This window comes from Photobacterium lutimaris (assembly GCF_003025555.1).
Lineage (GTDB): Bacteria > Pseudomonadota > Gammaproteobacteria > Enterobacterales > Vibrionaceae > Photobacterium > Photobacterium lutimaris.
In genome coordinates, this window is record NZ_PYMH01000013.1 from 86,585 (window position 1) to 99,004 (window position 12,420).

15 protein-coding genes are annotated in these 12,420 nt (G+C 41.4%); 8 read left to right on the top strand and 7 right to left on the bottom strand.

The window, feature by feature from the left end; genetic code table 11:
• The first annotated feature begins 597 nt into the window (after window positions 1-597).
• Window positions 598-1,107, top strand: coding sequence for a hypothetical protein (locus C9I99_RS21420; RefSeq protein ID WP_107350876.1), 510 nt, complete (start codon window positions 598-600; stop codon window positions 1,105-1,107).
• 163 nt (window positions 1,108-1,270) lie between these two features.
• A complete protein-coding gene (locus tag C9I99_RS21425) occupies window positions 1,271-1,792 on the top strand; it encodes a hypothetical protein (RefSeq protein WP_107350877.1) in 522 nt (173 codons plus the stop codon).
• A 170-nt stretch (window positions 1,793-1,962) separates the two neighbouring features.
• Here C9I99_RS21425 and C9I99_RS21430 read toward each other — a convergent pair whose 3' ends face one another.
• Together C9I99_RS21430 and C9I99_RS21435 are read right to left on the bottom strand one after the other, a co-directional pair.
• Complete coding sequence (locus C9I99_RS21430) at window positions 1,963-2,181, bottom strand: helix-turn-helix domain-containing protein (RefSeq protein WP_342353224.1); 219 nt, start codon at window positions 2,179-2,181, stop codon at window positions 1,963-1,965.
• A 147-nt stretch (window positions 2,182-2,328) separates the two neighbouring features.
• Window positions 2,329-2,946 (bottom strand): hypothetical protein, encoded by a 618-nt coding sequence (locus tag C9I99_RS21435; RefSeq protein ID WP_107350878.1) that lies wholly within the window; start codon window positions 2,944-2,946, stop codon window positions 2,329-2,331.
• A 143-nt stretch (window positions 2,947-3,089) separates the two neighbouring features.
• Between C9I99_RS21435 and C9I99_RS21440 the strand changes: the two genes are divergently transcribed.
• Window positions 3,090-4,028 (top strand): IS1595 family transposase, encoded by a 939-nt coding sequence (locus tag C9I99_RS21440; protein ID WP_107350879.1) that lies wholly within the window; start codon window positions 3,090-3,092, stop codon window positions 4,026-4,028.
• A 1-nt stretch (window position 4,029) separates the two neighbouring features.
• Here the strand turns inward: C9I99_RS21440 and C9I99_RS21445 are convergent, their stop codons facing one another.
• The 5 genes from C9I99_RS21445 to C9I99_RS21465 form a co-directional block, all read right to left on the bottom strand.
• Window positions 4,030-4,530: a hypothetical protein gene (locus C9I99_RS21445; RefSeq protein ID WP_107350880.1), complete on the bottom strand. Its 501-nt coding sequence runs from the start codon at window positions 4,528-4,530 to the stop codon at window positions 4,030-4,032.
• A 576-nt stretch (window positions 4,531-5,106) separates the two neighbouring features.
• Entirely contained in the window at window positions 5,107-5,241 is a 135-nt protein-coding gene (locus C9I99_RS27600; RefSeq protein WP_275937935.1) for a hypothetical protein, read from the bottom strand.
• Between the two features lie 17 nt (window positions 5,242-5,258).
• A complete protein-coding gene (locus C9I99_RS21455) occupies window positions 5,259-6,206 on the bottom strand; it encodes a hypothetical protein (RefSeq protein ID WP_107350881.1) in 948 nt (315 codons plus the stop codon).
• A 567-nt stretch (window positions 6,207-6,773) separates the two neighbouring features.
• Window positions 6,774-7,034 carry a hypothetical protein gene (locus tag C9I99_RS21460; RefSeq protein ID WP_107350882.1) on the bottom strand — a complete coding sequence of 87 codons (261 nt, stop codon included), beginning with the start codon at window positions 7,032-7,034 and terminating at the stop codon, window positions 6,774-6,776.
• 227 nt (window positions 7,035-7,261) lie between these two features.
• Entirely contained in the window at window positions 7,262-7,489 is a 228-nt protein-coding gene (locus C9I99_RS21465) for a hypothetical protein (protein WP_107350883.1), read from the bottom strand.
• 645 nt (window positions 7,490-8,134) lie between these two features.
• Between C9I99_RS21465 and C9I99_RS21470 the strand changes: the two genes are divergently transcribed.
• The 5 genes from C9I99_RS21470 (at window position 8,135) to C9I99_RS21490 (ending at window position 12,194) form a co-directional block, all read left to right on the top strand.
• Window positions 8,135-8,533: a hypothetical protein gene (locus tag C9I99_RS21470; RefSeq protein WP_107350884.1), complete on the top strand. Its 399-nt coding sequence runs from the start codon at window positions 8,135-8,137 to the stop codon at window positions 8,531-8,533.
• Window positions 8,534-8,602: 69 nt separating this feature from the next.
• On the top strand, window positions 8,603-9,070 hold the full coding sequence (locus C9I99_RS21475) for a hypothetical protein (RefSeq protein ID WP_107350885.1): 468 nt from the start codon (window positions 8,603-8,605) through the stop codon (window positions 9,068-9,070).
• 88 nt (window positions 9,071-9,158) lie between these two features.
• Window positions 9,159-10,811: a class I SAM-dependent methyltransferase gene (locus C9I99_RS21480; protein ID WP_107350886.1), complete on the top strand. Its 1,653-nt coding sequence runs from the start codon at window positions 9,159-9,161 to the stop codon at window positions 10,809-10,811.
• A gap of 130 nt (window positions 10,812-10,941) precedes the next feature.
• On the top strand, window positions 10,942-11,427 hold the full coding sequence (locus C9I99_RS21485; protein ID WP_107350887.1) for a hypothetical protein: 486 nt from the start codon (window positions 10,942-10,944) through the stop codon (window positions 11,425-11,427).
• Between the two features lie 209 nt (window positions 11,428-11,636).
• A complete protein-coding gene (locus C9I99_RS21490) occupies window positions 11,637-12,194 on the top strand; it encodes a hypothetical protein (protein ID WP_133638275.1) in 558 nt (185 codons plus the stop codon).
• The last annotated feature ends 226 nt before the right edge of the window (window positions 12,195-12,420 follow it).

Consider the following 12,420-nt stretch of genomic DNA (forward strand, 5'->3'; position numbering starts at 1 on the left):
AATAAGCTATTCAGTAGAGACTAATATATAATTATTGAATCTATAATATCTACATCTGTTTTTTTTCAGTTTAAAAATATGAGTGGCGGGTATCGTATTGTAGGCCTACAGTGTTTACTGTGGAATTGTTTGTAGACCTACAGAATAGCTATTACTTTCTTGATTTACTTAGATGTGAGGGGCGTTAATGGTAATAGTTATTAATTAAGTATGTCAGTATATATGTGGGACAACTTTCCGGTTGGCCATGAATTTTTTTCCTTATTCGGTGTCAGTCGCTATGAGGTAGTAATCATATCTGCTTGCTGGAACTGTCAATAAGTTGGTGGATGTCGAGGGAGGGATTAGACTCGGTAACAGGTAAGCACAACCTTTAACTTTCATGCGTATGTGAGAGTGCAATTAGTTGCAACTTATCACCTCACCTTCTAAGGCTATTAAACAATAGCTTTTAATTCTCATATCTAACTTGGTGATGCAGTGACAATTTGGTGTTGCAATGCCATATGGTACTGATTTGTTGGTATTTTTTCTTGATATATCTACGAGGTAATACTAAGTTCTAAGAGTTCGGTTTTTCAAGTAACAGGTGGAAACATGGCTATCGATAGTTATGAGCACAACGAAATTAAATACTGCTTGCGGCTGTCTGAACGACTTCGCTCAGCGATGAACCAGCGCAGCCAGTCTGAAGAGTATCGGCCATATGCTGGAAAGAGGTATTACGTTACGCTAAACAACAAAGAGCAATTATTAGACATTAACCTCAGCTCAAGTCGCTTTTGGACAGAAGATATCGTCTCTTTTCCAGTCTCGGATTTAGACGACCTCCGATCTATTGTTTATCAAATTTTAAAACTTGGCTTTCGATGCCTTCATTGGACCTCCACTGAATATGCCGAAGAGCATTACCCTTTGCCTCCAGCGGGGCTAGAGCGCCTTAATTATTACCTTGCTTACATGCAACACTGGAACGAACAATGTGAAACCTGCAAATATATACTAACTGAAATAAGCTCCCTTGGTGATCGAGGTGTAATATCTCCGGACACCTGCACGGTACAGTTATTAAATCTCATCCCCACGCATAGCAAAGGAAGTAGATAAATGACGACGTTCATAGCACACGCTAATGTTGCCACATCAATCCTCATGGGTTTCATCATAGGTATTATTTTCGGTGCGATTGCAACAGCAGTGTATATCAAGCGCCGGAAGCAATAGATGATACCTTTGACTAGATCCGTTTGATGTATTTAGAGATAAGCATATGTGCGCTACCACCCTCCAAAATTGCCATGGTCAGGTTCTTTATTTTGATGTTGCCGATCTGCTTCTTCACACCGACTACCTTAACGAACTCCCTGACCTAAGAAACGTAGTAAGGAACTCTCTCACAGTAAGCAAAGCTAGGTTTATTGAGAGGGTAACGCTTGATCCGGCAGGGATTAAGCTGTTGAAAGAGTTTAGCCAAAAATCAAATGTCCTACTGTATCCATTAGCCTCAGTGTTTAACCGAGATTTTCTGATCAAACAGGGGCTTGATGCGGACTGCCTGGCCCTCGATATGCCCTTACATCGAAGGTTTAACGACAGTAATCAGATTAGGCAAATGCTGGCTCATGCTTATGCAGTTAAAGCCGATTGGCGGGTCGTAGGTAACCTAGTTCAATATGACATGCAACTCTCTGATTTTGCGGTTAGGTATATCAAAATGAACGATTCAGCATCAGGGGTGACAAAAAACCTGATTAAAAGAATTTCAGATTCTTTTCAAAGCCAAAAAAATTAACTCATATTCATTACTAATTACCGCCAGAAGAGCATAGTTCAGCAAACTGGGAGCTGCCGCTTTACTTCACGCTGGCACATGATCAGGATGATTAAATCACCATTCTTCAGTCCATCGGTCTGTGTAAGAACTTGTTTGCTTACCTCGAGGGCGAACTTCCAATTCAAGTTCTAAAGCAGCAAGAAGTTTGAATAAAGTATCCAGAGGGGTCCATCTGGTGAATTTTCGAACTTTGATACTGTGTCTTGTCTGATGCCAACTTTCTCCGCGACATCAGATTGTGTTAAACCATGTTCTTTGCGACTTTCGAGTAGTAAATGACTGAGCTGGTGGGCTGAAGTGGCTTTCATTGCAAACCTTATACACGCTATTGCCGTTAAAAGTATCATTACACGCTATAGCCGGTAAAGCTAGAATCGTTGGTACGTCTGTTAGTTCATAGAACACAATTCTGGTGTGAAAACATCATGAAGCCATTATTATGTTAGCTTTTGATGTTATTGAGGAAAATGATCTAAATTGACATTATTTGGTTGCTATCGGTGCTTATTGTCGTTTTCTTGGTTAGCAACAACCGTTGTGGATGGGCTCTTATATACTTTTATTGCGAATTTCCCTGTAAGGAGGCTTTCGGGGCTGGAATAAAGTTCATGGTATGGTGTCTGCAGCCAATAATTGCGGATATACTCACGAGCTTCGCGGAAGGAACATTCCTCGGTGGCTTTGTCGAGCCACGCATGGTTGGTATCAAATTTGTGCCAACCAGTTGAATTTATAGCCTTTTCGACTGGAATCAGTTCGACAATAAGGTATCTGCTGGTTTGCCCTGGACGGCGGGCCCATGACACCGCGCTGTCTGGATTCGTGAAGGCAAAGATCACCTCGGTTCGGCTCGGGCAGTGCTCAAATTCTTCCCTGCGTACGATCTCGTACAGCATTTCCCAAGGGATTGCACAGCCCTCGAACACCGTGACCAGCTTAATGTCCGGGTCGGCTTTTAAATCCTTAGCCAAGTCGTCGAGCTCCTCTTCGTCCCAGTCGTAATGGCTGAAGACAGTCGCGCTGTAGTTGTAGGTCTGGCTATCGACCTCCCCTACTTCCATCGCGTCAATTTCACGGTCTACAATTTTGATGGCACGATAAAATTTGTTCATCTGTTCATAATCACTTTTTCGATATTGATTGGAGTCGACCAAGGGAGCTGTCTAAATTGATGTTCAAATATGGCTCTGTTCCATTTCAGTGTTGGTAAATTCAGCTATACTTAGTGAGTCTCTGAAAAGTCAGGCTCACCACCATGGACAGCATCACCTTCAAGACCATCCAAGATAGTATCAAAAATCTCTCATACGTTCAGTTAAAGCGCCTGAAGCATCAGGCAGATGAACAACTTGCAAAAGATGAAGTTGGTCAAGCGGTTGCCGAACGAGAAGAGACGATTTCAGCCTGCCCACATTGTCAGAGTGAGAGCTATCTACGCTGGGGAGTTACCAATCAAGGGAAGCAGCGATACCGCTGTAAAGATTGTCGCAAGACATTCAGTTCATTAACTGGCACAGCCTTATACCGAATGCGGAAGCCTGAAAAATGGATGGAGTACACAAATTGTTTATGGCTCTCAAATAGTTTGAGGAACATTGCCAATAAGCTAAACATCAACTTGAAAACTGCATTTGAGTGGCGACATCGCCTACTAAAAAGCCCTTGCAATCATAAGGCTACAGAGTTGCTTGGCATAATCGAAGCCGATGAAGCGTTCTTGCCTCAGTCATTCAAAGGTTCGAGGCAAATGCCACGAGAGCCAAGAAAGCGAGGCGGTGGAAATACTCCAAAAGTGCCAATCTTATTGGCCTTAGATAGAGGTGGCTCGATTAGCCATCATGTGTTAGAACGCAATACAACAGATGAGCTAGGAGCAGCTCTTAAGCCGTTATTGTCACCAGATTCTGTACTGTGTACAGATGGCAACCTATCGTACAAAACAATTGTGAAAGAGTTGAATATTAACATCGACCATAAACGACTTGTCGCCCTTGATAATAAACGAGTCATAGAAGGTATCTATCATATCCAGACTCTTAATAATTTCATGATGAGGTGGAAAAGCTGGATGGTGCGTTTCAAGGGTGTAGGCACAGCCTACCTTGAACACTATATTGCTTGGTTTCGGTTTATGGAGCAGAAAAAGGCAACCAAAACATGCTGTTGGATTCAGGAAGCCTTTTATAAAGTATAGTTTATAACTCTTTCAATGTAGCAACATGGGAGATAATGTCAGGCATTTTTAAGCTCTGTTTAAGTACCAATGGAATATCTGGAATGTACTCAAGCCTAAAAAGGTGCATAGCTTCTTCAACATCTTCTTTGATTGTCGATTGACCAACACAGGCTTGAACATCATTAAAGTATTTCGTTACAAAGTAATACTCAATCTCTTCAATTTTATTGCAAGCTGCATAATACAATGGTCTCTTCCAAAGAAAAGATAATGATAGATCCCCCGTTCTTATTAGCCAATCGAATAACCAAGCTTCATCTATTTCAGGAATTGTCACCTGTTCATCTTTGACGGCCTCAATGATCTTTTTAACAGCTATTTTATTTTCTGAGATTAGTTTGAGTGCCTTAGTAAGCTCTGCTTCATCATTGTATTTGTCTATAAGGCTTTTTGTTGCATAGTCTGCATGAGCTTTTAAGCCTTTTAATGCATTGCTGTACTCTAATGGTAATTGTGACATATTTATTTTTTTTAGTGTAACATACCAACAGCTAAATGGAACAGAGCCTCAAATATACACCACTCTCGACAAATATTTTGACGAAAGTATTGTGAAGTATCAATGAGCTTTACACCTGATTATAAGCTTTCAGACTTAAGCAAAATAGCCGGATTTAACACCGTCGATGAGTTAGCCGAGTACGCCTGTACTAATCGCCAGAACTTAGATAACTGGAATAAAACTGAATCAAAGCAAGGCTTTCTTAGGGGAGCTAAAGTACATGAAAGCACAAGAGATTAAACGCCAAGCTAGAGAGCGGGGTTAGAAAGGGAAAGGTGGATACTCGAGAGCTTATCAGTGTGGCAACACAGCATGGAGGGTCTTGGTACCATGTCAGATTTTAGGCAATTTGAACAAGACCTTGCTCATTTACAGTGATGGGGAAACAGACCTTAAATCGGGCGGGAATAGACCTGGCAATGCCAGGTCTACTAGGAGGTTAATTAGAAAGGATCTCTTTTTGTTTGATAACGATTAGTATCTCTTCCAAAGTAAAATAGCATCCTATCCCTGATAGTGTACCAATCAACCGAGTCAGATCAGCTTGGTTGCCGTTCTGGATCGTGTTACTAATTCCGTAGCGAGATGCGCTTTAACATTATGCTGTTGCTGGCTGAGTGTATCGAGAGCCAAATCTAGAGGAGTAAAGTTCATTGTCGCGTTTTTCATGTTTAATCCTTAGATATTTATGGTGTTTTCACACATTGTTGTTGCTCGTGGTATTGCTCAATGAGCGCTTTAGTATCTCCACCGATTAGATCTAATGAGTTAACGACCCAATAGCCATCGCGTTGGAGAAATTCCGCTTGATGTAGATTGATTAGTGCATCCGCAGAGTCATAACTTATGTCATAGGTTGTCGCAAATTCTTCCGTTATGAATTCGGCTAATACAATCTGTGCCTTATGGCGTAGATTTATTGCTTCATCTAATGGAAAGTATTTGGCTAACAATGGAATAGTTAGTAACGATTCATAGTTATGTTGGCTCGACGATGGCATTAGATCTATCCAATCAAATAAGGAAAATTGAGTAGAGTTTGACTCTTCATCAATAATCACAGTTGTCAGGCTTGTATCAACCAGAATGATTAAATCCCCTTTGATACAGGCTGCTTGCAACATTAGGTAAGCCCCTGTCTCACTGCCATCTACAATTTTTACTGTAAAATTGTGGTGAGTTTCGGTTAACTTGAATAGTTGATCATTGATCTTTGCAGTAAGTTTAGCTTCGAGCTCAACATCATTGCCTCCATCCCTGTACCACTTGACGCCGGTGAAACTCCACTCTGGATCACTTGGCAATTTGTGAGAATGTAGGTTCGATTGATTTCGGTTGAAACAAAACTCGAGGTTGGATAAGGCATGGCAAAGTGAAGATATATAGAAATCAGTATGCTCGATTTCTAAGCTATCGACTTCAATGACCTTAAACTTAACAACTTCTGGCTGACTACCAACTTTGGTGATCGTGCTATTAATGGTTGAGTTGTATTGCCTTGTCCATTCGGTACCGCAATCTAAACACGTTGATGCTAAATCGATCCAATTCAGGCCCTCATTACAGATTACTGAGTTCGTGTTTTGACTTAGGCAATTTTTGTTCGCGCAAACGGCTTTCTTGCAGGTATGCATAGTGAGTCCTTAAATTTTTTAGCCTTTCGGCGGGTAATAAAAAACGACCCACAGGGAGTCGTTTCATGTATAGGTTTATCGGTCACACAACAGGAGCTTATATTGCACTGAAGGCAACGTAAATGAAAAACAGGGAAACACTCATTGCTACTGATGCAACTAGTGCTGAGGTTTGTTCATCTTTGTAATTGTGCATGTTATTTTCCTTTCTACTTTTAAGTCTTTCGACGGGATTGGGTGGCATATACATCAAACCTTTCGGCGGTGTTGATACCTTGATAGGCCGCTTACCAAAACTGTAAGCGTTTCTCTTTCTCGTAAAGAGAACTCGTTTTAGTCACTCCTAAAACGAGTTAAAACTCGCAACTGGTGGTCGTGTGTTTATCGACTCGCTTAATCTTGTAAGCGTTTCGCTAAACGTAAGATTCGGTCGGCGTTGAGCGTACAGAATCCAATGATTATAAGTGGTGCTGCGATTAGCATTATTGTAGTCATTCTGCCCCCAAGAAATGTATGAGTTGTATAATAATCATACATCTGAGGCGTGAATTTAGCAATAACCTCAAGTTACTGAGGTTGAACCAAGGTCAAATCAAAAGGATCAGACAGTTCAAGCCACTTTTGAAAGTCAGCAGCAAATTCGTTGGGGTAGTAATACTTGGCACGCTTTATCAGATCTGTGCGGTATTCCTCATCAGTATTCACTGCCTCAATGTAAAACTCTTCGTAAGTCTTCTTTTCGAAAAATTCTTCAAAATGACGTTCAAAAAACTCTTTAACACCAGGTTGATTGAAAAAGTCTCCATGACTCTTGTGTTCGATATTCATGATTAGTCCAAAAAATATATAGGGCCTTGCGGCATTATGAGAGAGTCCCACTTTAAAAGTGGGACCTAGATTTGATAAAGGTCACCTGCAACAACAGGTGAACCCAATTACTCTTGGAGTGTTTTAGCGTATGCAACCAATTTGGGGGCACACAGCGTAGATAAACCAAGAGAGATAACACAACCGGACAAGATCAAAATTGTGGTCATGCAAAATGCTCCTTATTGCTAGATCTTGCGACTTAGCAGTGTGCATGTAACTCCTACTACTAGTAACAGTAGTGCGTTTATTACTGGCTCTTCAAAGAAAAGCCCAACAAGCGCTGCGGTCCATGCACCTTCACCGAATTTAAGCAAAACATACTTAGTAGTATCTTTGTGCTTATTAAGTGTATTACCGAATAATTCAAGGCTTTTTGCAGCCCATTGTTTAACTAAGTGATTAACATTTTTCATAATTCCTCTTTAAAAAGGAATGCACTTAGTTCCCAAGGGATACAAAATGCACCCTTTGGGTTTAGTGGCATAAAATGCCTTTTGGTTCATATAGATATAAAGCCTTGCGGCAGAGTTGATACCTTGATAGGCCGCTTACCAAAACTGTAAGCGCTTCTTCGTGTCGTAAGGAACACAAATAGGAATAGCCTGTCCTCTGTTTTTAAACAGGACATTACTATTGATATTCAGGTGGGCAATTAGGCCTGGGAGTAGTAGAAGGAGTTGCTTATCGAATGTTAGCAACCATAGGTATTAAAATACCTATTCAATTGCGTGGGGTCAATAAATAGTTTACTGTATTCAGTTACTAACACTCGTTAGTGGCCTTGTGCTCCCTGCTAGCTTCTTTAAGTCGTCATTAGAAATTGCCAACAATTTCTAATGACAGATTTTACGCTTCCTGCGTAGAAACTAGCTCTGTTGTTAGAGCTAACCTCATAAGAGGCATCAACCCCCGTCGAAAGACATACAAAACAAACATTTAAGGACACACTATGGCTGTATTTAGTCACTCCCGCACAGACTTTGTGCAAAATTCGCACCTGATATTAATCAAATCACATTCATTGTGCAGTATCACCATCGATTAGTTGGAGGTGTGCCGTGATCAGGATTGATAAAGTTCGTCGAATTGGCGATGAAACAGGACAACAATTACTCCGGGTACGTAACTCACACATCAGCAAGAGAGATGGTTTGTTCACTCGTTTGGCACCAATCAAAGTGCTCAACGAGGAAAACAACAAGTGGGTGATTCGTAACGTTCGGGGCTCAGGCATAAAAGCCTACTCTAAGTCAGAAGCTGGACTGGATTATGATGCATTTGCAGCGCTAGGTGTCCCCTACTCTGCTAAGGCTTATAAACCAAATATCTCGCTTAAACGAGCTACTATGATTGACCTGCTCATCTGGTTATGGCGTGAGCCGAACCCAGGTGCTCAGTTAGGCTTTAAGATCTCTATTGTTAGTTTGGTCTTAGCTATCATCAGTATGTTCTTCTGAACCATTTGAGGCGGTATTAACTGCTCTTTTTCATCATGCCGAAAGGCTAAAAAAAATTAAGGAATAATCATGGGAATCCGCTTAGGCACCTCATATCTTGCTACAACTCCGTACAGCTTAGATGACTGTGTTTTAGGGGTTGCAGACCACTATGCAAGCGCTGCTAATGAGCATGTTGCTACACCATACATTGATGAGGCATATCAAGCGCTCGGTAATGTGCAGGTTTTTAAAACTGAGAAAGAAGCACGGATTGTGCTCAAAAGACATATATTGTCACGCACACGCACTGAGATACTAGCTAATAGCTATGCACTTGAAGATCTAAAGCTTGAACTGCAAGAGTTTACATTTGAGCTGAAAGCGCTCGATAAGGTTAAGATCGGTGAGTCTATGTATCACGATGAAGTAGTATACTACAAGCGTAAAATTGATTCGGCAAAATCAGGAATAGAGCACTTTAAAGCTGAGTTATCAAAGCTGCGAAAGATTCGCAGTAAGAAGCTACAAATTGTATTTCCTGCTGAATTAGCATAGGAGTCTGTTTATTTCAGGCATATCATTGGGCAGGTTTTCTCCTGCCTTTAAACACGCCGAAAGGCTTACAATATTAAGGAATACACTTATGTTTAATTCACTACCTTCAGTCGTCAGTGGCACAATCGCAACTTTTGATAGCGGACGCTTCAGCTTGAGCACTCTTGGGCAAAAACTTGATGCTCGGTTGTTCCTTGAGTACCGTCGAGATCATCAGTCAATTGTAGGATTGAACTCAATTATCGAGTCAAACCGCAATATGCTCCAGTGCTATTTTTTCCGTGGCTATATGTCCGTTGAGACCTTCGAAAAGGCACAGCATCAGCTTAGAGCTGATTACTGGCTGAAGTTCTTTGAGCAGTCCGGGGTGGAGGCCTTGATGTCTACCCAGGATTTCGAAAAGCACAGATCTGACCTAAAAGAAGGTCATAACGATGTGGTTAATATTGATTTTACCGAAGATACTGCCGCCGATTTCATCAGTGGTTTCAGTCGTGAAGTAGAGGAAATATTCGCCAAACGCATTGATGGTATTTTCCAAAGGTTAAGTGGTGAGCATGTTACTAATGCCCCGCAAGCTTTTGGTGAGACCATGATCTTCTCGGGTGTTTCAACTGAGGTTAATCAGTACTCAAATACTGCGTTTATTCATGACTTGCGTATTGTTCTTTCGATACTACGAGGTGCTTACTCTAAGTTTGACTCTCGGACAACTCAAAGGATTGTTACGCTTGGTTATGAGCACTCAGGAAAATGGCATTCGTGTGATGGCGGCTCATTTGAGATTAAAGTGTTTAAGAAAGGAACTGCTCACTTACGTATATCGCAGGTTTTGGCCGAAAAACTCAATGCTGTTTTAGCATCTCTATATCCTAATACTCTAGCGCCTATAGTTCGCAAAACGTCGAACCGACTAAAATCGAGGCTGCAACCGGTAGAAAAGATGTTGTCGTTGGAGCTTCGTAACCAGCTTGCTAGTACCAAAATCGAGCGACAATTAGAGATAGTTAAAGGCACAGAGGATTATCCTCGGCCACAATACAAGCGAAGTGCTACTGAGTGGAAAATTAGCTACTACATGTACAAGAAAGAGGCTCCGTTGAAAGCAGAGCTAATTTCGTTGTTTGGCGGTATAGCTACGAAGGTTAGTCAATTTGGTACTTACCTAGATTTTATCTTTGATTTTGACCCAACGGAGTTGGTTCATTCATTGCAACTATCTGGATTAGTACCTGACCAGGTATCGCACCAGTTTTATCAGTCAACTGACAGGTTGAGAGATTTAGTCAAGGATTTGATTGGTGATACTTCTAATCTAAGCTGCTTAGAACCGAGTGCCGGCTACGGAAAACTGGCCCAGCTGCTACCACCTGAAACTACCACTTGTGTTGAGATTAATAGTCACAACGTTCAAGTGCTTCGATCTCGCGGTTATGACGCTATTCAAGCTGATTTTGTTGAATATGCTCAAGACACCGATAAGCGATTCGATTTAGTGGTGATGAACCCTCCGTTTGCTAAGCAAAGTTACTTACAACACTTTGATTTAGCGCTTGGTGTGGTCAGGGCTGGTGGCAGAGCTATTGCGGTTCTACCTAGTACGTTCAAAAGTAAAATTGATGAGCTTTCCGTCAAGCATGGTGCGGATATTTCAGTGATTTATGACGAGCAAGAACAGTTTGAAGGAACTGGCTTGTTAAATGTTGTAATCGTTGAAGCAATCAAATCAAGCGTGCTTTAAAGCTACTGCCGGTGATAGAAATATGACCGGCTTAATTTGAGCCACTGGCTTAATAAGTAACAGCCTAAGTTACTCCCCATAAGGGTAAGGGCAAATGTCGAAAGACAAATAAACAAAGAGGAAATATATAATGCTATTGACAAAGTTTGAAGCCGAACAGGTTCTCAGGTTTAGTTATGGAAATAAAGATCTAGCTATCGAAAAGATGCTGGTGACATTTGGACGTAACTGGCCCCACCGCAATGAGTTAGATGTGTGTAGAGCTCGCGCAAAATCTGCTATTCAGGTTATCCGCGAACTACGCTTGAGTCGACAGACACGCACGAGCCTATTAATTGATGGCTACGAACTCAGTGGTGAATGTCAAAATCATGGTGATTACACATTTAGGGATGTCATCCGATATCCCAATGGCGTGCATGGTATTAAAGGCTTTCAAATCTTCAAAGAAGGTCAACTTGTTGGTCAGGCGTGGGATTTATCTGGAAGTTCTAGCTTAAGCTTGGTCGTTTTGTCCCAGCAAATAGGTAGGTTTGAAGATAGTCAGCAGGCCATAGACAACGCTCTTGAAGCTTTATTTAGGAATGAATTTTTGAATAGAGGAAATTATGCTTGAACTTCTTATTAATGGAGAAATCAGGGTGAGCACCATACTGAAGTTGCTTTCGCAATATTGGGATGTGTTAACCCTCATTCTTATTGTAGGTTGTGGCGTGATTGCTAAGGCATACAAACGTTTGTCTGCATGAGTTCACGCTTGGAAAATTTAATGGGTCTATGACTCAACATTAACCACTCGAAAGAGTTAATTATATAAGGAACCAAATGATGACTATGCTTCAAGTATACAAACTGTGGAATGTCGAAACTCAGTGTCCGTATTGCGGCACAAGTAACTACTTTGCAGCTAAAAACTTTCATACAAATAAGCAGCTTCCATTTCAGCGTGAGAAAAACTATGAAGTGATGTGTGGCCTCTGCGAAGAGGAATATCACTTCAGGTTGCCACCGCTCAATCAAAGTGGCGGTAAAGTTAAAGCTGTGAAGGTTACTGGTGATAATCAACCGATTCAATCTGGTGATTATCAACCGGTGCTATCTGGCTTTAAGCTCCATATAACGCTGGCTGACTGTGAAGAGTATGAGGTCGGCATTGTCGACAATGATTCTGGTAAGTTAGAAGCATTTCAACCGAATGATGATTACGTTGTTGTGCCGCACGGTGACAATGGCCACATCCTCGGCATGTATCAGCGCGCATATAATGACGTAACAAAGGTCTTGATTGCAGCTGATGATATTTTGAATGTTCGATACGAGCCACTTCAAGGCCAGGCTGGTGGAGATACATCTAGTATGTATTTTGAACCGGTAACTGGCTAAACAAATCAAGCATTGCTCTGAACTTCGGTTCATTGCGATGCTTGATTCATTCTTCACTCACTACCCTTTCTTTTACTATTGCCCTTCCCTACAACCACATGATGTTTTTATCCCGCATACTAGGTCATTGGTATCTACTGTTATGGTGTTGCCGCAAATACAAAAACAGCGCCAATATTGGCTATGATCCGCATTTCTATTCTCAATTGGTGGCGCAGTTTTCTCT

Coding starts and splice junctions, on each gene's coding strand:
- C9I99_RS21435 (WP_107350878.1), bottom strand. CDS start 2,946: ATGAACAAATTTTATCGTGCCATCAAAATTGTAGACCGTGAAATTGAC.
- C9I99_RS21475 (WP_107350885.1), top strand. CDS start 8,603: ATGGGAATCCGCTTAGGCACCTCATATCTTGCTACAACTCCGTACAGC.
- C9I99_RS21480 (WP_107350886.1), top strand. CDS start 9,159: ATGTTTAATTCACTACCTTCAGTCGTCAGTGGCACAATCGCAACTTTT.
- C9I99_RS21490 (WP_133638275.1), top strand. CDS start 11,637: ATGATGACTATGCTTCAAGTATACAAACTGTGGAATGTCGAAACTCAG.
- C9I99_RS21430 (WP_342353224.1), bottom strand. CDS start 2,181: ATGATACTTTTAACGGCAATAGCGTGTATAAGGTTTGCAATGAAAGCC.
- C9I99_RS21460 (WP_107350882.1), bottom strand. CDS start 7,034: ATGAATATCGAACACAAGAGTCATGGAGACTTTTTCAATCAACCTGGT.
- C9I99_RS21485 (WP_107350887.1), top strand. CDS start 10,942: ATGCTATTGACAAAGTTTGAAGCCGAACAGGTTCTCAGGTTTAGTTAT.
- C9I99_RS27600 (WP_275937935.1), bottom strand. CDS start 5,241: ATGAAAAACGCGACAATGAACTTTACTCCTCTAGATTTGGCTCTCGAT.
- C9I99_RS21420 (WP_107350876.1), top strand. CDS start 598: ATGGCTATCGATAGTTATGAGCACAACGAAATTAAATACTGCTTGCGG.
- C9I99_RS21445 (WP_107350880.1), bottom strand. CDS start 4,530: ATGTCACAATTACCATTAGAGTACAGCAATGCATTAAAAGGCTTAAAA.
- C9I99_RS21455 (WP_107350881.1), bottom strand. CDS start 6,206: ATGCATACCTGCAAGAAAGCCGTTTGCGCGAACAAAAATTGCCTAAGT.
- C9I99_RS21440 (WP_107350879.1), top strand. CDS start 3,090: ATGGACAGCATCACCTTCAAGACCATCCAAGATAGTATCAAAAATCTC.
- C9I99_RS21465 (WP_107350883.1), bottom strand. CDS start 7,489: ATGAAAAATGTTAATCACTTAGTTAAACAATGGGCTGCAAAAAGCCTT.
- C9I99_RS21425 (WP_107350877.1), top strand. CDS start 1,271: ATGTGCGCTACCACCCTCCAAAATTGCCATGGTCAGGTTCTTTATTTT.